The organism is Rhodococcus sp. 06-1474-1B (assembly GCF_002258885.1).
GTDB lineage: Bacteria > Actinomycetota > Actinomycetes > Mycobacteriales > Mycobacteriaceae > Rhodococcoides > Rhodococcoides fascians.
On the sequence record NZ_NOYR01000033.1, the window covers coordinates 182,891 to 202,013 of the forward strand.

Annotated in this window: 22 protein-coding genes and 1 tRNA gene; 12 read left to right on the forward strand and 11 right to left on the reverse strand. The window is 65.3% G+C overall.

The features are described 5' to 3' along the window. Positions 1–23: 23 nt before the first annotated feature. Entirely contained in the window at positions 24–1,670 is a 1,647-nt protein-coding gene (dhaL, locus tag CH266_RS21350; protein WP_094716135.1) for a dihydroxyacetone kinase subunit DhaL, read from the forward strand. On the opposite strand, the gene CH266_RS21355 is transcribed toward dhaL, so the two are convergent. The 5 genes from CH266_RS21355 to CH266_RS21375 are packed head-to-tail and all read right to left on the reverse strand — an operon-like array spanning position 1,663 to position 5,514. Further along, the gene (locus CH266_RS21355; RefSeq protein WP_094716136.1) at positions 1,663–2,148 is read right to left on the reverse strand and encodes a GAF domain-containing protein; all 486 of its coding nucleotides are present in this window, start codon (positions 2,146–2,148) and stop codon (positions 1,663–1,665) included. The two genes, dhaL and CH266_RS21355, sit on opposite strands and share 8 nt — an antisense overlap. After that, positions 2,124–2,813 carry a DUF998 domain-containing protein gene (locus CH266_RS21360; RefSeq protein WP_230591446.1) on the reverse strand — a complete coding sequence of 230 codons (690 nt, stop codon included), beginning with the start codon at positions 2,811–2,813 and terminating at the stop codon, positions 2,124–2,126. Before CH266_RS21360 ends, CH266_RS21355 begins: the two co-directional genes overlap by 25 nt. 9 nt (positions 2,814–2,822) lie before the next feature. Then, positions 2,823–3,881, reverse strand: a complete 1,059-nt coding sequence (locus tag CH266_RS21365; protein WP_141214561.1) for a hypothetical protein — start codon at positions 3,879–3,881, stop codon at positions 2,823–2,825. A 56-nt stretch (positions 3,882–3,937) separates the two neighbouring features. Beyond that, a complete protein-coding gene (locus CH266_RS21370) occupies positions 3,938–4,369 on the reverse strand; it encodes a very short patch repair endonuclease (protein ID WP_094716138.1) in 432 nt (143 codons plus the stop codon). Further along, a complete protein-coding gene (locus tag CH266_RS21375) occupies positions 4,366–5,514 on the reverse strand; it encodes a DNA cytosine methyltransferase (RefSeq protein ID WP_176456770.1) in 1,149 nt (382 codons plus the stop codon). The genes CH266_RS21370 and CH266_RS21375 overlap by 4 nt, the downstream gene beginning before the upstream one ends. Positions 5,515–5,724: 210 nt before the next feature. On the opposite strand from CH266_RS21375, the gene CH266_RS21380 reads away from it, so the two are divergent. Together CH266_RS21380 and CH266_RS21385 are read left to right on the forward strand one after the other, a co-directional pair. Continuing rightward, on the forward strand, positions 5,725–7,518 hold the full coding sequence (locus tag CH266_RS21380) for an ABC transporter ATP-binding protein (RefSeq protein WP_094716139.1): 1,794 nt from the start codon (positions 5,725–5,727) through the stop codon (positions 7,516–7,518). Then, positions 7,511–9,334 carry an ABC transporter ATP-binding protein gene (locus CH266_RS21385; RefSeq protein WP_032373324.1) on the forward strand — a complete coding sequence of 608 codons (1,824 nt, stop codon included), beginning with the start codon at positions 7,511–7,513 and terminating at the stop codon, positions 9,332–9,334. The genes CH266_RS21380 and CH266_RS21385 overlap by 8 nt, the downstream gene beginning before the upstream one ends. On the opposite strand, the gene CH266_RS21390 is transcribed toward CH266_RS21385, so the two are convergent. Continuing rightward, entirely contained in the window at positions 9,331–9,672 is a 342-nt protein-coding gene (locus CH266_RS21390; protein ID WP_235610125.1) for a hypothetical protein, read from the reverse strand. The two genes, CH266_RS21385 and CH266_RS21390, sit on opposite strands and share 4 nt — an antisense overlap. A gap of 304 nt (positions 9,673–9,976) precedes the next feature. On the opposite strand from CH266_RS21390, the gene CH266_RS21395 reads away from it, so the two are divergent. Next, complete coding sequence (locus tag CH266_RS21395) at positions 9,977–10,492, forward strand: putative glycolipid-binding domain-containing protein (RefSeq protein WP_027494613.1); 516 nt, start codon at positions 9,977–9,979, stop codon at positions 10,490–10,492. Here CH266_RS21395 and CH266_RS21400 read toward each other — a convergent pair. After that, positions 10,465–11,436: a prephenate dehydrogenase gene (locus CH266_RS21400; RefSeq protein WP_094716188.1), complete on the reverse strand. Its 972-nt coding sequence runs from the start codon at positions 11,434–11,436 to the stop codon at positions 10,465–10,467. The two genes, CH266_RS21395 and CH266_RS21400, sit on opposite strands and share 28 nt — an antisense overlap. Positions 11,437–11,499: 63 nt before the next feature. Between CH266_RS21400 and CH266_RS21405 the strand changes: the two genes are divergently transcribed. From CH266_RS21405 to CH266_RS21420, 4 genes are all read left to right on the forward strand, one after another. Then, on the forward strand, positions 11,500–12,039 hold the full coding sequence (locus CH266_RS21405) for a tRNA adenosine deaminase-associated protein (protein ID WP_027494611.1): 540 nt from the start codon (positions 11,500–11,502) through the stop codon (positions 12,037–12,039). Between the two features lie 3 nt (positions 12,040–12,042). Beyond that, positions 12,043–12,498, forward strand: a complete 456-nt coding sequence (locus CH266_RS21410) for a nucleoside deaminase (protein WP_094716140.1) — start codon at positions 12,043–12,045, stop codon at positions 12,496–12,498. A 93-nt stretch (positions 12,499–12,591) separates the two neighbouring features. Beyond that, a complete protein-coding gene (locus CH266_RS21415) occupies positions 12,592–12,789 on the forward strand; it encodes a CsbD family protein (protein WP_027494609.1) in 198 nt (65 codons plus the stop codon). 58 nt (positions 12,790–12,847) lie between these two features. Continuing rightward, positions 12,848–12,937 (forward strand) — tRNA-Ser (locus CH266_RS21420). Positions 12,938–13,267: 330 nt separating this feature from the next. On the opposite strand, the gene CH266_RS21425 is transcribed toward CH266_RS21420, so the two are convergent. From CH266_RS21425 to CH266_RS21435, 3 genes are read right to left on the reverse strand one after another with little or no spacing between them, the layout of a single operon-like run. After that, a complete protein-coding gene (locus CH266_RS21425; protein ID WP_052060923.1) occupies positions 13,268–13,723 on the reverse strand; it encodes a hypothetical protein in 456 nt (151 codons plus the stop codon). Positions 13,724–13,746: 23 nt separating this feature from the next. Then, the gene (locus tag CH266_RS21430) at positions 13,747–14,661 is read right to left on the reverse strand and encodes an alpha/beta hydrolase family protein (protein WP_094716141.1); all 915 of its coding nucleotides are present in this window, start codon (positions 14,659–14,661) and stop codon (positions 13,747–13,749) included. After that, positions 14,658–15,668 (reverse strand): PHP domain-containing protein, encoded by a 1,011-nt coding sequence (locus CH266_RS21435; protein ID WP_094716189.1) that lies wholly within the window; start codon positions 15,666–15,668, stop codon positions 14,658–14,660. The genes CH266_RS21430 and CH266_RS21435 overlap by 4 nt, the downstream gene beginning before the upstream one ends. Before the next feature lie 120 nt (positions 15,669–15,788). Here CH266_RS21435 and CH266_RS21440 point away from each other — a divergent pair, with 120 nt between their 5' ends. Further along, the gene (locus tag CH266_RS21440) at positions 15,789–16,478 is read left to right on the forward strand and encodes a YceI family protein (RefSeq protein ID WP_032368648.1); all 690 of its coding nucleotides are present in this window, start codon (positions 15,789–15,791) and stop codon (positions 16,476–16,478) included. Here the strand turns inward: CH266_RS21440 and CH266_RS21445 are convergent. After that, entirely contained in the window at positions 16,459–17,364 is a 906-nt protein-coding gene (locus tag CH266_RS21445) for a sterol desaturase family protein (protein WP_032373328.1), read from the reverse strand. The two genes, CH266_RS21440 and CH266_RS21445, sit on opposite strands and share 20 nt — an antisense overlap. Positions 17,365–17,435: 71 nt before the next feature. Between CH266_RS21445 and CH266_RS21450 the strand changes: the two genes are divergently transcribed. The 3 genes from CH266_RS21450 (at position 17,436) to CH266_RS21460 (ending at position 19,122) form a co-directional block, all read left to right on the forward strand. Next, positions 17,436–17,897 carry a GNAT family N-acetyltransferase gene (locus CH266_RS21450; protein WP_217901015.1) on the forward strand — a complete coding sequence of 154 codons (462 nt, stop codon included), beginning with the start codon at positions 17,436–17,438 and terminating at the stop codon, positions 17,895–17,897. A 29-nt stretch (positions 17,898–17,926) separates the two neighbouring features. Next, positions 17,927–18,385, forward strand: a complete 459-nt coding sequence (locus CH266_RS21455) for an RrF2 family transcriptional regulator (RefSeq protein WP_094716143.1) — start codon at positions 17,927–17,929, stop codon at positions 18,383–18,385. An 83-nt stretch (positions 18,386–18,468) separates the two neighbouring features. Next, positions 18,469–19,122, forward strand: coding sequence for a TetR/AcrR family transcriptional regulator (locus CH266_RS21460; RefSeq protein ID WP_032368645.1), 654 nt, complete (start codon positions 18,469–18,471; stop codon positions 19,120–19,122). The last annotated feature ends 1 nt before the right edge of the window (position 19,123 follow it).

A 19,123-nucleotide genomic window follows, 5' to 3' on the forward strand; every position in this document is an offset into this window, starting at 1 on the left:
CAATGGAGGCTTAGTGTGAAGGAATGTTCTCCAATTCTCCTCGAACATTCGTCGCCGACGCCCTCCGCGGCTTCGTGGCCGCCACCGACGACGTCACCTGGCACGCCGATCCCGGATTCCTCACCCGTCGCTATCGCATCTCCGACGGTCAAGTCGCGCTGCTGTCCGGTGGCGGATCGGGCCACGAGCCGATGCATGCCGGATTCATCGGTCGCGGCATGCTCACCGGCGCGTGCCCCGGCCTGGTGTTCACGTCACCGAACGCCCTCCAAGTACACGAGGCATCCAAGGCCGTGGACTCCGGCGGCGGAGTGGTGCACATCGTGAAGAACTACACCGGCGACGTGATGAACTTCAAGATCGCCCGAGACTTGTTGCAGGAAGACGGTATTGCAGCCGATGTCGTTCTCGTCGACGACGACGTGGCCAGCGAGAGCGAGGACGGCCCGGGTCGCCGTGGCACTGCCGCGACCATCGTCGTCGAAAAGGTGTGCGGCGCAGCGGCAGAACGTGGCGACAGCCTGCAGGCGGTGGTCGCGCTGGGGCGTCGAACAGCGGAGAACGCGCGCAGCATGGCGGTCGCACTGAACCCGCCGACGCTACCGGGTGCCGACGGGCCGTCGTTCGAACTGCCCAAGGAGGAAATCGAACTCGGCATCGGTATCCACGGCGAGCGCGGCACCGACCGGGTGCCCCGGCTGCCTGCTCAGGAGGTCGTCGAGAAGCTGACCGAGCCCATCGTGAGCTCGCTCGGATTGAACTCGGGCGAATCGGTGATCGCCATCGTCAACGGGCTCGGCGCAACGCACCCGCTCGAACTGCATCTGCTGTTCGGAGAACTCTCGGAGTACCTCGCGGGTAAGGGCATCGAGATAACCCGCTCACTCGTCGGAAGTTTTGTCACCGCGCTCAACATGGGCGGAGCGTCCATCACTCTGGTGCGCGCCGACGACGAGATGCTCGAACTCTGGGACGCCCCCACCGATGCGCCCGGTTGGCCCAACGCGCAGAACCAAGGCGCGAAACCGGTGGGCGAGCGCGGCGCATTCGGGCCGACTTTCTCGCCGTCCGACACCGGAGAGAAGTCGGCATTCGTCTCGGAGTGGATCGGGTCGTGGGCCCAGCGGGTACTCGACGAGGAGCCCGCTCTGACCGAGTTGGATCGCAAGGCGGGCGACGGCGACTTCGGTACCAACATGGTGGCCGCACTGGAACAACTCGACCTCGACGCGATCAAGGAAACCTATTCGGCAGCAACGGTATTCGAAGCCGTGAGCGAGGCCTACCTCGGCCACGCAGGCGGTACGTCCGGTGCACTGTTCGGCATCTGGTTCCGCCAGTTCTACCGAACGATGCTCGAATCCGAGCCATCTGCCGTGGCTGTCGCAGCGGCCGCGCGGGCCGGACTGGACAGCATCACCGAACTCGGTGGAGCCCGCGTGGGCGACAAGACGATGATCGACGCCATTGCCCCGGCCGTCGACGCGCTCGAGAAAGACGGCGGCACCCTGCAGGATGCCGCCGACGCCGCGAAGTCCGGAGCCGAATCGACCAAGGACATCACCGCCAACCGGGGCCGCGCCAGCTATGTCGGTGAGGCCGCGCGAGGCGTCGTCGACCCCGGTGCGTTGGTCATGGCCTGGTTCTTCGAGGCAGCAGCGTCTAGCTGATCGAACCGAGGAACACCGCCGCGATCGCTTCGAGGCCGGCCTGATCGTCGGCGTCGAAGCGATCGGGTACCGGGCTGTCCAGATCGAATACACCGATCAGTTCCTCGCCCTGGTACAGCGGAACGACGACCTCGGAGCGAGTGTTGGCATCACACGCGATGTGGCCGGGGAAGGCATGAACGTCGGCCACTCGCTGTGTCTCGCGGGTGGTCGCGGCAGCGCCGCAGACCCCTTTGCTCAGCGCGATACGAACACAGGCGGGCTGGCCCTGGAACGGGCCGACCACCAGTTCGGTGCCGTCGAACAGGTAGAAGCCGACCCAATTGACCTCGGGCAGAGCGTGATAGACCAACGCGGAGAGATTGGCGGCGTTGGCGATCAGGTTCGATTCCTCGTAGACGAGGCCCCTGGCCTGCTCGGTGAGCTGCTCGTACTGCTCTGCCTTGGAACCGTTCAGTTCGGTCGCGGTGAAAGACATGCGCCGAGTCTAAGCGCACACCCCAGCACCACCAGATACGCCGACATCCCGCCCACCTGCACCCGCTGAGCGATGCCGAGACCGTGATCGCCGGGAAGGTTGTCGGCGATCAACAGCCACGCCGTGGCCAGGGCCGTGATGGCCAGCACGGCGACACCGAGCGTCCGAAGCAGGGGATAGGCCCCATAGCGGAATGCGGCGAGCGTGAACGCGATCATGACCGTGAAAATCGCGAACACCGCGATGGTGCTCGTCAGAGCGTGAAGATGATGAAGCTGGGGGAACAACCCGCTGGGCTCGATCGGACAGCTCGGATCGTCGGCGGCCACACACTCGAGGGGCAGTTTCGCGTCGGCGATGGTGGCGATACCGAAGATGCCCGACGCCACCCAGCCGGTGACGACGAGCCGTCGGCGAGGGCTGACGAGGAAACCGAGCACGGCGGCGAGGATCATCAGCGAACCCGTGACCACGTCTGCGGTGGAGAAGAATTCGCGGTACGGCTGATCGCGGGCATCGAGTTCGCTGAGGAACGACCGGGCCGGGTCGAGCCCGGTGTCGAGGAAGAATTCGGCCACCCACGCGGAGTACAGCAACCCGGCGAGGATCAGAAACACCACCGCGATTACTCGGCGGATATCCACACCTTCGGTTTTCGAGCGCACCGATCAAGGCTAACCAGTGAGCTCGTCGGCAGCTGCCACCGCCAGCGCGACGGCGGAGTCGCAGTCGTCCGCCATGACGGACAGCTCGGGAACCGTGCGGGCGTAACGCGCGGCCGAGTCCTCGTTATCGGGCAGGCCGAGAACGGGGTTGCCCAACACGATGTCGGCCGAACACACCGAATCCGAGTCGCGAGTCTCGACGGTGTAACCGCCCTGCCGGATCTTCTCGCGATCTGTCGAACGCAAGTCGCTGTCGTCGTAGGTGAGCGCGACGTCGAGCAGTACCAGGTTGTCCTCGAACGTCGCCGACGACGCCTCGAAGTGGCAGCCGTACGGATCCGCGGCAGGGTTCCACCGGTCGACAGTCCAGGTCTCGGGCAGATGCTCCAGAACGCTGCAGGGATCCTTCGTGGCCAACGGAAGGTTGTACCTGGAATCGGCACGGAGTGGTGGATCGCTCACGAGGCCGAGTGCGGTCTCGGTGACGGATTTCGCTGCACTGCAGGCGTCTCCGTCAGCAAGATAGACGTCGATCGTGGCGAAACTACGACCCGATTCGGTGAGGACATCGTCCATGGGCCCGGAGGTGGTGCCGTCGAACTCGTCGCGCAGCGGGAAGCTGACGCGACACGTCCCTCGGGAGGCGTCGTCGAGGTACACCTGTTCGTCGCCGATCGTGACTTGCTCGAAGTTCGGGTCGGCCGGCGTCGGCTGGTATCCGTTCAGCTTGATCGACACGGAGTCCGTTGCGTCCGATCGCCCAGGGTTGACTTCTGCCGAGCAGCTACTCAGTTCGCCGTCCGGTCGCAACTGAACCACGGTGCCGAGGGCGGTGAGGTCGTCCTCGGTGAGGAAGCCGCAGGGATCGAGGCTGCGGACGAAGGCCGCCGAGTCGGCCAGATAGCGGTCTGCCTCCGACATCTCGAATCCGTACCGGTTCTGCCCCGCAGGCGACGCACTGCCGGCGGGGAACGCGCTGCCGAGCAACACCACCGCGCATCCACTGGTCGATACCGACATCGCCGCTGCCATCGCCGCAAGCACCCAACTTTTACGCACTGTCCTCATCCCCCGACTCGAATCGACCGATCATCAGGTTGGACGCGCGGGGAGTGCTGTGGGTTTCAGTCGGTCACTATCGGATCTGCAGCAAGATCGTCGACGACGCGTTGGGCGGCGACGACCGGGTCCTCGTGTTCCCAGATCCGCACGACGCGCCAGCCTTCCTCGATCAGGCGGGTGTCGGTGTCGCGGTCGCGGGCCACGTTGGCAGCCAGCTTGTCGGCCCACCACTGGGCGTTGTTGCGGGGTTTCGTCGCGTGAATGGGGCAACTGTGCCAGAAGCAGCCGTCGACGTAGACCGCCACTTTGCGTCGGGGAAACACCAGATCTGCTCGACGCCGCATGCCCTTCAGCGGGGCGCGGTCGACGAAATAGCGCAGTCCTCGTCGGTGCAACTCACGACGCAGCGCCACTTCCGGTTTGGTGTCGCGGCGGCGTTGCTTACTGAGCCGTGCACTGGTTTTCGCGTCGGTGACGGGGCGTGTCGCGCTCACACCGACACCCGTTGCGTGTACCCACCCATGCGCTCGAGGTGGGCGTCGAGGTCGTCGAGAAAGCCGTCGGCGAAGCGGAGGTTGCCGGCTCGCGCGCGCTTGAGGAACCCGGCCGTGGCTCGCGCCGACAGCAGGGTGGAGTCGTCCAGGAAGTCGATCAGGTCCTCGGGCGGTTCGTGCACCGGCATGGTCGAGACGGTCACCTTGAAGCTCGCGCGGTCTCGGCCCCACGCGGCCGTCGGCCAGGCCTGACCGGGCAGCAATGCGGTGTCGCCTGCGACGTCGTAGGGCTTCGGGTCGTCGAGTGCACCGGCCACCCACGACGCCATCCGCACACTGACGGCATTGCCGACGAGCTTCCAGCGATGCCCGGTACGCACTCCGGCGCGCTCGACCGCGGGCAGCGTCCAGTCCGGATCGAACCCCTGCAGCCGCTCGGCCCCGATGATGCCGGGCGTGACGATCTCCCCGGACGGCAACCGGACGGCCGGCGGACTGGCGATGCCGAGGGAGGAACCGCCCTTGAGGGTGGGGACGGCGTTGACGGCCCAGCCCAGTCCGCGGGTGCCCTCGGTCCAGTAGAAGCCGCAGGGCGCAGTACTCGGATCGCCGTCGGGCAACGGCCCGGCATCCTGCGAGAACAGCACCTCACGCGGATCATCGGTGCGCGAGGCCAGCATCACCACGCGCTGTCGACGCTGCGGCAACCCGAACGCACGGGCGTCGACGACGCGATAGGCCCACATGTAGCCGAGGTCCTCGAGCGCGTCGGTGATGTGTCGCATCGCTGCGCCACGTCCGAGTTGCAGCATGAACGGCACGTTCTCCATCAACAGCCACCGCGGGCCGCGGCGACGTGAGACCAGCCGGAACACCTCGTCGACCAGCCCGGAGCGAGCACCGGTGATGCCTGCGGTCCGTCCAGCCTGGGAGAGATCCTGGCAGGGGAAGCCGGCAGCAACGAGCTCGGTGCCGGTGGGCAGGCTGCGCAGCGTGGTGACGTCGGTGTGCAGCGGAACGTTCGGCATCCGCGCCGACAGCACCGCGCCGGCACCCGGATCGATCTCGCACAACAGCTGCGTCGTCCACCCTGCCTCGGCCAACCCCAGCTCGAGCCCGCCGATACCGGCAAACAACCCGACCATCGACCGTGTGCTCACGTATGCCCTTCTCTCGCCCGACGGGTTCACGTTACTCGAGAGCCGGTGCGCTGAGCGTCCACGAGCTGAGCGTCGGTCGAACTTGACCTCGACCGCGCTCGAGGTTCCACACTGGAATGCACGCCGCCGAAAATCGGTTGGAAACTGAGCCTGAGCAATGAAATCATTCGGGCACCGCAATAAGGAGAACAACACGTGTCCACGGGTGTGCTCGACCCCGAAGCCCCAACCGTCGTTGAGTCGAACCCGAATGCTGCGCGGACACCCACGTCGCTGCAGCGTTTCGCGCCGTTCCTGGCCCCGTACAAGTGGTTCTACATCGGCTCCATCGTGGTCTCGCTCATCGCTACCCTGACCGGCCTCGTCATTCCGCTGGTGATGCAACGCGTCATCGACGGGCCCATCGCCGACCGCAACTTTTCCGCGGTGTGGTGGCCCGCGGCGCTGATCCTGCTGCTCGGCACCATCGACGCGGCCGGCATCTGGGTGCGTCGATACCTGGTGTCCCGCCCGTCGAGCCAATTCGAGATCAGTGCTCGGGCAACGGTATTCGACAAGCTGCAACGGCTGTCGGTCGCGGCGCACGAGAGTTGGGAATCGGGTCAGCTGCTCTCCCGTGCCATCGCCGATCTCGGGTCGCTGCGCCGGTTCATGGCGTTCATCGGCCCGTTCATCATCATCAATGCCGTCACGCTCGTCGTGGGTATCGGCGTATTGCTCGTTCAAGCATGGCAATTGGGTCTGATCATGTTGGTGACATCGATTCCGTTGGTGATCGCCTGCACCAGGTTCGAGACGCTGTACCGCGTCGTCGCGCGTGATGCTCAGGACCAAGCGGGTGACGTGACGACAACGGTCGAGGAGTCCATCCAGGGCATCCGTGTTCTGAAGGCGTTCGGGCGAAGTGCGCACTTGGGCAAGCAGTTTCTGCGTCAGGCCTACACTCTTCGCGGCACCGAGCTGAAGAAGGTGCGCTATCTCGCGATCATCTGGGCGGTGATCGTCGGACTGCAGCCGATCACCATCGGCGCGATTCTGGCCGTGGGGACCTACTCGATCGTGCAGGGCACGATGACGGTCGGCACGCTCGTCGCTGCCATCGCCATCGTCACGTTCCTGCTGTGGCCGATCGAATCCTTCGGATACCTGCTGGCGGAGTTGAACAACGCGCGGACCGCGGCGGATCGTTACTGGGAGATCATCGACACCCCGGAGACCGTGACGGATCCGGACAACCCCGTCGAATTGCCCGACAAGATCCGTGGCCGAGTGCAGTTCGACCGCGTCGGATTCACCTTTCCCGACGCGTCCTCGCCGCTGCTCACCGATGTCAGTTTTGTCGTCGAGCCGGGGGAGACCGTTGCGCTCGTCGGCAACACCGGCAGCGGAAAGACGGCACTGACGAACCTCGTTCCTCGTTTGTTCGACGCCACCGAGGGCACCATTTCGATCGACGGTATCGACGTGGCGTCGATGCGGCTGGCCGATCTGCGCTCGATCGTGTCGGTGGCGTTCGAGGATCCGGTGCTGTTCTCGGCCAGTGCGCGAGAGAACATCGCGCTCGGCTCTCCCGGTGCATCCGATGCCGAGGTCACCGAGGCGCTGGAGATCGCGCACGCAACGGAATTCGTCGACCGGCTGCCGTGGGGCCTGGCCACGCGCATCGGTGAGCAGGGTATGAGTTTGTCGGGCGGGCAGCGGCAGCGACTCGCATTGGCCCGTGCGGTGCTGGGCAAGCCGCGGGTGCTGGTGCTCGACGACCCGCTCTCGGCACTCGACGTGGACACCGAAGCGAAAGTGCAGAAGGAATTGCGGCGCGTGCTGGCGCATTCGACGACGTTGCTGGTGGCGCACCGGCCGTCGACTGCAGCGTTGGCCGACCGGGTGCTGTATCTGGAGAACGGAAGAATTGTGGAGCAGGGAACGCACGAGGGACTGCTGGCGTCGTCGCCGCGGTACCGCGACGTGATGGGGTCGATCCATGGCTGAGCAGACCGCAACCGCGGACTGGCGGGGAGTGGGCGGCGAGGACTCGGAGGTCGACGCCACCGGAAACCTGGTGTTGGCCGGGCGTTCTCGGCGGTTGCTCGCCTCGCTGGTGCGCCCGTACAAGAAGCAGGCCCTGCTGTCTTTCGTCATCATCCTGATCGACAACATCACCTATGTGGCCGGCCCGCTGTTCGTCGCCTACGCCCTCGACAACGGCGTCGGTGCTGCCGGACAGGGTGATTGGGGTCCGCTGCTGTGGGCCGTGGGCGGATACACCGGCTTCGGCCTGCTCGGAATGTTCACCACCTACGCGTTTCTCACCGTCTCGGGCCGGCTCAGTCAGAACATTCTCTACGACCTGCGTGGACGCGTGTTCGACCATGCGCAGAAACTCAGTCTGTCGTTCCACGAGAAATACACGTCGGGGCGGTTGATCTCGCGGTTGACCAGTGACGTGGAGTCGTTGCAGACACTGCTCGAAAGTGCGCTCAACGACGCGTTGACGGCCATCCTGTCGATGGTCTCGATTGCCGTCATCCTCGTGTATCTCGATGTTCCGATGGCGATGATCGTGCTCGCCGGCTTCGTACCGTTGGTGCTCGTCACCCGGTGGTCACAGCGACGCCAACGCCAGGGATACCGTCGAACACGGGTGGCGATCGCACGTGTGGTGGTCCATTTCGTGGAGTCGATGGGCGGTATCCGTGCTGTGCAGGTCTTCCGGCGTGAAGGTCGCAACGACGCGATTCTCGAGACCGAGGACTCGGAGTACCGGGACGCCACCACCGCGGCCCTGCGCGGCATGGCGAGCTACACCGGAATCGTTCGGTGGATCGGCAACGTCACTCTGGCGATCATCCTGGTGTTCGGTAGCTGGCGAGTGATCAACGGGCACATGGACGTCGGCGTGCTCGCCGCGTACGTGCTGTACCTTCGCCGGTTCTACGGCCCGCTCGACGAGCTGGCGATGGTGTTCAATGCCTACCAGTCGGCCGCCGCTGCGCTGGAGAAGATCTCCGGCGTACTCGAGGAAGAGCCGTCGGTGGTTGCCCCGAAGAACCCGGTGTCGATCGGAACGGTGAAGGGAGACATCACGTTCGACGACGTGCACTTCTCCTACGGCACCGAGCGCGTCGTGCTGCCGGAGTTCTCGCTGCACGTGCCGGCGGGTCAGGTGGTTGCCATGGTCGGTGCGACCGGAGCCGGAAAGTCGACGTTGGCAAAGCTGTTGGCGCGCTTCTACGATCCGACCGCCGGATCCGTGCGACTCGACGGCATCGACATGCGCGACATCTCCGACGAGGACCTGCGCCGCAACGTCGTCATGGTGACACAGGAATCGTTCCTGTTCTCCGGCTCGGTGGCCGACAACATCCGCCTCGGACGTCCCGACGCGACGGACGCCGAGGTCCGGGCTGCCGCCGAGGCCGTCGGACTGACCGAGTTCATCGCCTCGCTCCCCGAAGGGATCGATACCGACGTGCGTAAGCGCGGAGGCCGATTGTCCTCGGGCCAAAGGCAATTGGTGGCGTTCGCGAGGGTGTTCCTCGCTGCGCCGTCGGTAATCGTGCTCGACGAGGCAACGTCGAGTCTCGACATCCCGAGCGAGCGGTTGGTGCAGCGCGCACTCGAAACGATTCTGCAGGGCCGGACGGCGTTGATCATCGCGCACCGCTTGTCGACGGTGGCCATCGCGGACCGCGTCCTCGTCATGGCGGACGGCAACATCGTCGAGGACGGCACCCCGGCGGACCTCATTGCGGGAGAGGGCCGCTTCGCGCACCTGCACGAGGCGTGGGAGGACTCGCTCGTCTAGGTCCAGGGGGTGATCGGCGGCTTGACCCACATGATCTTCTCGTCGGCGTGCTGGGGCGTCGCCCCGTCGTGACCCGGGTGCTCGGCTGCCCACGCGGATTTGCGGTCGAGCAACTCGGCCACGATGGTCCACGTTTCCATCGTGCTCGGTGGATGCAGGTCGGCTGCGCGGGCCAGTTTTCGACGGGTGGCGTCGGTGAGATCGAGCAGTTCCGCGCCGCTGATGCCGCGCTCCCAGACGTAGCGCGCCAGAGCGGTGGCCTTGTCCTGTCGGCTCTTCGCGGCCTGCTCGGAATGCGCGAAATCGAACTGGCCGCCGCCTGGGTTCCCTGTCGTCACGGCCATCACCTTAGTAATCGTGAGCGAAATCGACAGGGCCTGCCGCTGTAAGGCGTCGCACACGGTAGCGGGCCAGAAGTCGACGTCGACGGGGGTCGGCCGGGGTGGAGCGCAGCATGAACGGCCGGGTCGGTGCAAAGAAAAGTCGCGTCCGCTTGTTCTACGGGGGGCCCTGTCGCATACCGTAGGACCTGTGATCACTCAAGCATCGGGTGCAGAGCACGTCTCCGTTCCCGCAACCGCCACCACCGACGCGAAATCCTGGCCCTCGATCCTGACGTGGCGAGCGCACGACGTTCCCCGCATGGAATCTGTGCGCGTCCAGCTTTCCGGCAACCGCATCAAAGCTGCCGGACGCATCATCGGTGCCGCCTGCAGTGATCATCCCGCGTTCAGCGCGTCGTACGACCTGGTGACCGACGAATACGGCGTCACCAAGAGGCTCTCGGTGCGCACCTCGCTCGCGTCGGGCGACCGGCAGGCCTCGGTCAGCCGCGACGACGAGGGCTACTGGATGGTGGAGAACTCCGCCAACCACCAGCGCTCGACCTACAGCGGTGCCCTCGACGTCGACATGGTGCTCAGCCCGTTCTTCAACACCCTGCCGATCCGACGATTCGGTCTGCACACCCAGGTCCAGGACCTCGAGGTGCCGACGGTCTACGTCAACCTCCTCGATCTGAGCATCCAGGAAGCGACGCTGACCTACAGCAGCGGCGCGCACGGCATCCACGTCATCTCGCCGGTCTCGACATCGTCGGTGACGGTCGACGCCGACGGCTTCGTCGTCGACTACCCGGGACTCGCCGAGCGGATCTGACGCACGACGCCACCGCGTCGCCCCGCGTCCTGCAGGTTCTCTCGCCACCCCGGCTCGCCCGGGGTGACGTCGGTGATGTCGAATCGCTGATGCTGCTCGTACTGCAGTCGCGCTGCGTGTCCGGCGTCGACCAGCGTTTCGGTCGAGTTCTCGTTCAATTTTTCGCGCGCTGTGGTGAGCGCATGCAGCGCCTCGTCGAGCGCGGTTCGTAGCGCGGTCGCGTTGCCCTCGGTCATCGCACGGACGAGAGTCGGGGCCGAGGACGCCACCCGGGTGCCGTCGCGAAACGACCCCGCGGCGAGCCCGAGCGCCAACGGCCCGCCCGCAGCCCCGACGATCGCCAACGCCTCGGCCAGCAGATGCGGTAGGTGCGAGATGCGGGCGACGGCACTGTCGTGCTCGACGCTGCCGGCCGGAACGACCACCGAACCGCAGTCCAGGGCCAGCTGGGCCACCCGGACCCACACGTCCGCATCGACACCGGGGTCCGTGGACACCACCCACACCGCGTCGGCGAACAGCGCCGGGTCCGTCGCCGACCAGCCCGAGTGGTTGGTACCCGCCATCGGATGGCCGCCGACATAGCGGGCCTGTAGTCCGCAAGCAGCGACGGCCGCCGCAACCTCGGCCTTGACGCTCACCACGTCGGTGATCGGGGCGGTGGGTGCGTGCTCGGCGATGGCCTGCAGCACGGAGTCGACGGCAGGCATCGGAACGGCGATGACGATCAGCGCATCCTCGTCTGCAGCCCTGGTCAGAACGGTTGTCAGATCGGTGCCGACGTCATAGCCATCGGCCGCAGCCCCGGCGATCGCGTCGACCGATCGGTTCCAGCCCCACACCCGGCGACCGGCGTCGTGCGCCGCCCGCAGAATCGACCCACCGATCAGTCCCAGACCGAGAACGCACACCGAAGAAGAAGTCACCCGATCAGATTGGCACAGGTGGGTGACTTCCAAGGGAGGTGGACTTCGAATACCGGCACCTACCGGACTACCGTTGCGCACATGGCCGCACAGCGCGCGAACAACAACCGTGCCTCCGCATCGGAGTACGACGACCTCGAAGGATTCGGCGTTGCAGTTGTCCGAGAGGACGGCAAGTGGACCGTGACGCCACTGTCCGACGACGCACTGACCAGCCTGTCGGCAGCAGAAACCGAATTGCGTGAACTGCGCAGCTCGGGAGCGGTGTTCGGACTGCTCGACGTGGACGAGGAATTCTTCGTCATCCTGCGTCCCGCACCCAACGGCACCCGCCTACTGCTGTCCGACGCGGTCGCCGCCGTCGACTACGAAATCGCCGCCGACGTCCTCGACGCACTCAACATCGAGATCCCCGACGTCGACCCCGACGAGCTCGACGACATCGAACCCTACGAGGAAGGCGACCTCGCTCTCCTCGCCGACCTGGGCTTGCCCGAGGCAGTGCTGGGCATCATCGTCGCCGAGACCGACGACTACCCGGACGAACAACTGCAATCCATCGCCGAGCGCCTGGGCTTCGAGGACGAATTCGCCGCAGCGGTGAACAAGCTGCGGCGGTAACCGATGCCGCTGCCCGACGCGGACATGATCCGCGCAGCGCTGACGGCCGCAGCCGAGGCATCGGACGCCGACGTCCCCGTCGGAGCCGTCGTGTACGACGCGTCGGGGCGTGAGATCGCGCGGGCCTGCAATGCGCGGGAGGCGTCGGGCGACCCCACTGCGCACGCCGAAGTGCTCGCATTGCGTCGAGCAGCCGCCGTCCACGGAGACGGTTGGCGACTCGAAAACTGCACTCTGGCAGTCACTTTGGAACCCTGCACGATGTGCGCCGGGGCCCTCGTTGCGGCCCGCGTCGGCACCGTGGTGTTCGGAGCCTGGGAACCGAAAACCGGGGCCGTCGGCTCGCTGTGGGACGTCGTCCGAGACCGTCGACTCACCCACCGCCCACAGGTGCGCGGGGGAGTGTTGGAAGCCGAATGCGCCGAAGTGCTGACCCAGTTCTTCGCCCGCCAGAGATAACGATCTCGTCACGGGGTGGCCGGAATGTCCAACATTGGGGAGGGTGGAGGGCAGGGCGCAACGCTGCGCTCCGAACTTGCGAAGGAGACACTCATGGGACTCGACGACAAGATCTCGAACAAGACCGAAGACCTCGGCGGCAAGGCAAAAGAAGCCGCAGGTTCGGCAACCGGAGACAGGGACCTCGAAGCAGAGGGCAAGGGCGATCAGACCTCCGCCGCATTCAAAGACGGTGCCGAGAAGGTCAAGGACGCGGCCTCGAACATCAAGGACAAGCTCACCGGTAAGTAACTTTGCGCTCTGAGCAGGCGATTTAGCCTCAGGCGCTCATTCCGGTACAGTCTTCTGCGGTGGCGTGTCCGAGCGGCCTAAGGAGCACGCCTCGAAAGCGTGTGAGGGTTCACCCCCTCCGAGGGTTCAAATCCCTCCGCCACCGCCAAAACTCCCCACCCGATCCGTCGGGTGGGGAGTTTTTTTGTGCGCGGGGTGGGGTGGCTGGGTGTTGCTCGGCAAACGCGCGCGCATTCGTCAGACGCGAGCGAATTTGCCACCGAATCGGGGTCTACTTCGCGCGCACCTGGCAAACGCGCGCGCGTTTGCGGGATCACCAGGGCCCGGGCGGGGTGGGGTGGCTCGGTGTTGCTCGGCAAACGCGCGCGCATTTGTCAGACGCGAGCGAATTTGCCATCGATTCGGGGTCTATTTCGCGCGCACCTAGCAAACGCGCGCGCGTTTGCGGCGGTAGAGGGGCGGCGACCGACTCAGACGCTCAGCATTGCCCCGCGCCCGCGGCGTCGAGTCCCCGCAGAATTTCGCCTTGATCGGCCTCGGGCACCGTGGACCAGCTCGGCGCGGTGGTCATTTCGCTGCGCAGACCCTCGACGGATTTTGCGCGGTCGGAGATTCCGGTTTGCTCCAGTGCATCGATGGACGGCAGAAACTGGGTGCAGGTCTGCTGGTACAGCGCTTCGCCGGTGACGCCCGAGGTTGGGGCATCGGGTTCAGCGGCAGGCGGAGCCTCGGGGATCGGAGTGTCGGCAGGAGCGGGTGCCGGTGCGTCGAGTGTGGTGCTGGCGGGGACTGTTGTGGAAGCCGCGGCAGACGTCGTCGTGCTGGCCTGAACGGACGTGGTCGACGCGTTCTCGGTCGACGCGTCGTCGCCGCATCCGGCTACAGAGGTGGCCACGATCAGCCCGAGCAATCCGGTCGCGATCTTTCGTTTCATCGCCACTGTGTACCACCTGCGGCTCAGAGCAGTGTCTGCGCGCGCCCGGTGATGGTGCTCAGTGCGGTGGACCAGGCGATGTGCTTGGGGTCCAGGAACGCTCCGTGTCCGGCTCCGGGCAGTACGACCAGCTCGGGGTCCGTGCTCCCTGCGCGGGTCGCGGCGTCGACGTAGACGCGGCTCTGGTTCACCGACACGGTCTGGTCAGCATCACCGTGCAGCGCGGTCAGCGGGACGTCGAGGGGGAGGTATTCGATGGGGGAGGCGATCTTGTATCGACCGGGAACGTCGTTGGGCATGCCGCCGAGGAATGCGGGTACGAACTTGTCGTTGCCGATGTTCGCCGCCCGTTTCATGTCGAACACCCCGGCCATGATGGTGGCACTGCGCGGTCGGATTCTGGGGTCCGCTCCCGGCGCGTCGATCGGCATCAGGTGACGCGCAGCGACCCACGCGGCAAGCTGTCCGCCGGCCGAATGTCCGGCTACATGCACTCGATCGAGGTCGAGTCGCCCGTCGGCGGCGTTCTGTACGACGGTTGCCAGTGCCTCGGTGGCGTCGTCGACGTCGGTGAGGGTGTTGGCCCAATTGTTCGGACCGCGCCGGTACTCGACGTTCCACACGGCGATGCCCTGGTCTGCGATGGCCTTGGACATCTGCTGGAAGTACGACAGATCGAGGTTCTCCTGCCATCCACCGCCGTGGATCATCACCACCACCGGCAGCGACGTCGCAGCGTTGGCAGGGAGATACAGGTCTCCGATGTTGTCGGGTTGGTACCCGTACTTCAGCCGGATCGGATCTCCGGTCGGTCCCGAAACAGGTTGCAGTGCAGCCGAATACGTCTCTGCTGTGTTCGGTGAGGATGCGGTGTCCGTGGAACTGCAGCCGACCAGCGTGACAGCGAGCAGGCCGGACAGGAAGTGGCGACGATTCACGTGCCCTGAGCCGTCCAATCGAGCAGCTCGGACAGCGACCAGGTGTTGATGACGCGATCGGCGGGAACGCCCTGGGCTTCGGCGCGGACACAGCCGTAGCCCTGCCAGTCGAGCTGGCCCGGTGCGTGTGCGTCGGTATCGATGGAGAAGAGGCAGTCGCGCTCGAGGGCGATGTCGATCAGGCGCTCGGGCGGATCCTGGCGTTCGGGCCTGGCGTTGATCTCCACCGCGGTGCCGAACTGTCGGCATCCCTCGAACACCACCGGGGCGTCGAACGTCGACTCGGGCCGCTTTCCCCGGCCGCCCTCGACCAGTCGGCCGGTGCAATGACCGAGTACGTCGACGTGCGGATTCGCGATAGCGGTGACCATGCGTTTCGTCATCGCCACAGAATCGGCCCGCAGGTTCGAGTGCACGCTGGCCACCACCACGTCCAGCTCGGCGAGCAACCCCTCGTCCTGATCCAGCGAACCGTCGTCGAGGATGTCCACTTCGATTCCGGTGAGGATGCGGAACGGCGCGAGTTGCTCGTTGAGCTCGGCGATGATGTCGAGTTGTTTTCGCAGACGCTCGGCGCTGAGTCCGTTGGCGACCTTGAGTCGCGGTGAATGATCGGTCAGCGCGCAGTACTCGTGCCCGAGTTTCTTGGCGGTGCGCATCATCTCGTCGATGGGGCTGCCGCCGTCGGACCAATTGGAGTGGGTGTGCAGGTCGCCTTTGAGTGCGGCCCGTAGTGCGTTGTTGCCGATGGGTTCTGCGGCATCGCGTTGTTCGGCCAGGTAGTCCGGAACGTCCTGGGTCAGCGCCTGCCGGATGATCAGCGAGGTCTTGGCACCGATTCCGGCCAACGACGACCAGCTGTCCGCCTTCTCGTGCTCGGATCGTTGTGCAGGAGAAAGCGATTCGACGACATCCGCGGCTCGGCGGTAGGCCTTGACGCGGTGGGTGTCCGAGCGCGAACGCTCGAGCCAGAAGCCGATCTCACGAAGTGCCTCCACCGGATCCATGGGTTCCATTGTGCCTGGCACCACCGACACCTGCGCACGGGGTAATCGGACAAAATTCTCAGGGAGTTGCCAGGTCGCTCACTCCCCATGGGCTTGAAGCTGCAACTATCATCGTCGGTCATGACCAAGAAATGGTGGACAGTCGGCGTCGTTGTCGTAGTGCTCGTGGCCCTCGGGCTGTATTTTGGCCCCAAGATCTACGCGTCCTTCCAAGAGGACGACGCTCCGGCAGCGACCGTCGACACCTCCGGTGCGCAGGCCGCCACCACCGACGATCTGAACGGCACCTGGACGGTGACGGCAGGCGATGCGTCGAACAAGACCGCGGCCGGCTACACCGTCGACGAGGTGCTCAACGGATCGGATGTGACCGTCGTCGGGTCGACGCCCGAGGTCAGCGGCTCGGTGACCGTGGCGGATAATTCGTTGACCGCCGGTGAGGTTGTGGTGCAGACCAATTCGATCACCACCGACAGTGACCGTCGAGACGGTCAGTTCCGCGGCAACATCTTCGACACCGCGACATATCCGACGGCGACGTTCACCATCGACCAGCCCGTCGACCTCTCGTCGTTGCCCAAGGACGGCACCACCCAAACCGTCACGGCGGAAGGCACATTGACGCTCAAGGATCAGACGCGTCCGGTGTCGGTCGAGATGGAGGTGCTGCAGTCCGGTGACACGCTCATCGCGTCGGGTGCAATTCCGACGACGTGGTCGGACTACGGCATCGAGCCGCCGTCGCTCGGTTTCGTGACCGTCGAGGGTTCGGGAACCGTCGACTTCCTGATCAATCTGAGTCGGCAGTAGCCCGTTCTCGTGGGGCCGCCGGTGTCCATCCCGGCGGTCCGACGACGTATCCGACGCGTTCCTTCCATGACCTCGATGCCGCGACATCCCGTGCGATGTTGCGGTATTCGTGTGTTTGAAGCGTCCAGATGTTGAACGTGCCGACGGGCTTGGTCAGTCCGTAGTTCGGTCGCTGGACTTCGTCGGCGTAGCTGCCGAACAGGCGGTCCCAGACGATCAGGATGCCGCCGTAGTTCTTGTCGAGGTACTGCGGATCGCGACCGTGATGGACGCGGTGGTGCGAGGGCGTGTTGAAGACGAACTCGAACGGCCGCGGCAATTTGTCGATCCGTTCGGTGTGTACCCAGAACTGGTAGACGAGATTGATCGAAAAGCCCACGAACACCATCCACGGCGGCATCCCCAGCAGCGGCAGGGGCAGCCACATGATGATCTCGCCGCTGTTGTTCCACTTCTGCCGCAGCGCCGCGGCGAAGTTGAAGTACTCGCTCGAGTGGTGAGCCTGGTGGGTCGCCCAGATCAGTCGGGTTCGGTGTGCGATGCGGTGGTAGCCGTAGAACAGCAGATCGACGCCCAGGATGAGGATGACCCACGTGTACCAGGCGTCGGCGGGTAGATGCCACGGCGCGATGTAGACGTAGATGGCGGTGTAGCCGATCAGGGCCAGCGCTTTCCACGCAGTCGTGGTTGCGATCGAAACCAAACCCATGCTCAGGCTCGCCCGTGCGTCCCGGGCCGAATACGCGCCGGGGGTTCCGTCTTCGAGTTTCTTCGCCGCGATCCACTCGATCGTCAGCAGTAGCGCGAACGCGGGGACGGCCAGGGCAACCGGATCCCGCAGCGGTTCGGGTAGCGAGTTCCACGCCGATGCGAGTTGGTCCCTCATGTGTACAGCCTTCCGTGCGTGACACTGCTGTTCGAAGTGTAACGACAGTATGGTGATCGTAGTCTCGACGCGTGAAAATTCGTAGCCGCCGTTCCGGGGATATGGCGTTCTGTGTGACCGCGCTGGCGACGGTGCACGAGGCCGACGGGTATCCCGCACTGTGGCCCGAGGATCCGGCCGCCTGGTTGCACTCCGCAACGCAGGTCGCCGCATGGGTAGCGGAGTCGAATGACCGGATCGTCGGCCACCTGGCACTCGACCTGGTCGACGACGGGCTGATGGTCTCGCGATTGTTCGTTCGTCCCGAGTGCCGGGGCACGGGCGCAGCCGCGGCCTTGTTGGACGCCGCAGTGGCGTATGCGGCGGAACGGTCGGTTGCTATCGAACTGCACGTGGAACAGGGCTCGGCTGCGGCAATTGCGTTTTATGAGAAGTCCGGCTGGGTCAGGGCCGGCACCGAACCCGCGGACTGGATGTTGCCCGACGGGCGCAGAGCCGTCGAGCATAGGTACGTACCGGCACCTGGTCGCTAATTTCCTATCGAAATGATAGGAATTGAATCGTGCACATCACGGCGAAAGCGGACTACGCGGTGCGGACTCTCGTCGAACTCGCCGCGGTCGGCGGCCGAGCACCCGCCAAGGCCGAGGCGCTGGCCGCCGCGCAAGGGATACCGCACAAATTTCTCGAGTCGGTGCTCTCCGACCTGCGCCGCGGCGAGTTGGTGCGAAGTAGAAGGGGGCCCGACGGCGGATACTGGCTCGCGCGGGAGGCGTCGAACATTTCCGTCGCGGACGTGATGCGTGCCGTCGAGGGGCCGCTCGCATCGGTGCGCGGGCAACGGCCCGAGGATGCGCAGTACGCCGGTCCTGCCGAGCCGTTGACGCGGGTGTGGCTGGCCGTCCGAGTCAATCTGCGTGCGGTTCTCGAATCCGTATCGCTGGCCGACATCGTCGACGACGACCTCCCGGATTTTGTCGGAGAGCTGATCAGCGAGCCGACCGCATGGTCCCGTCGATGACCTGAGTCACAGTCGGACGGCGATGTGGCGCGGTCGTCAATATTGCACAGCTCTGCAAACTTGCCGAGCTGTGCAACTTCCGTATGTTGGACAGGGTGACCACCCCGACCGGCCTTCGCGATCAGAAGAAGGCAGCCACCCGCGACGCCCTCGGCATCGCCGCAGTCCGTCTGGGAAAAGAACACGGACTCGATGCCGTGACGGCCGATGCCATCGCACACGAAGCCGGAGTGTCGACCCGAACGTTCCACAACTACTTCTCCAACAAGGAAGAAGCAGTACTCCACAACATCGAGGCATCGGCTCTGGAATGGTTCGAGCTGCTTCGCGCCAGACCCGAGGCCGAACCCATCTGGGATTCGCTGCAGCACATCGCCGTCAACCTCGTCGCCGACCCCGGCCGCGACCTCGACGACACATTCGCCGCAGCACGACTCATCGAGGCCAACCCGGCGCTGATGGCACGCAAGCTCGAAATGCACCACTCGCTCACCCGCAAACTCGGCGAGGCAATCGCCGAACGCACCGGAACCGATATCGATTCCGACCTCTACCCCAACCTGCTGCAAATGGCAGTCGGCGGCGCCGTGACCGCCGCACTGAACCTGTGGATCAACGACCCCGGCGGAGAGAACACTCCGAAAGCACTCGTGGAGAACGCATTCCAACAACTCCGCGCCGGAATCCCCGAGCCGAAATCTCGCCAGCACGTATCCGATAACAACCGAGGAGCCTGAC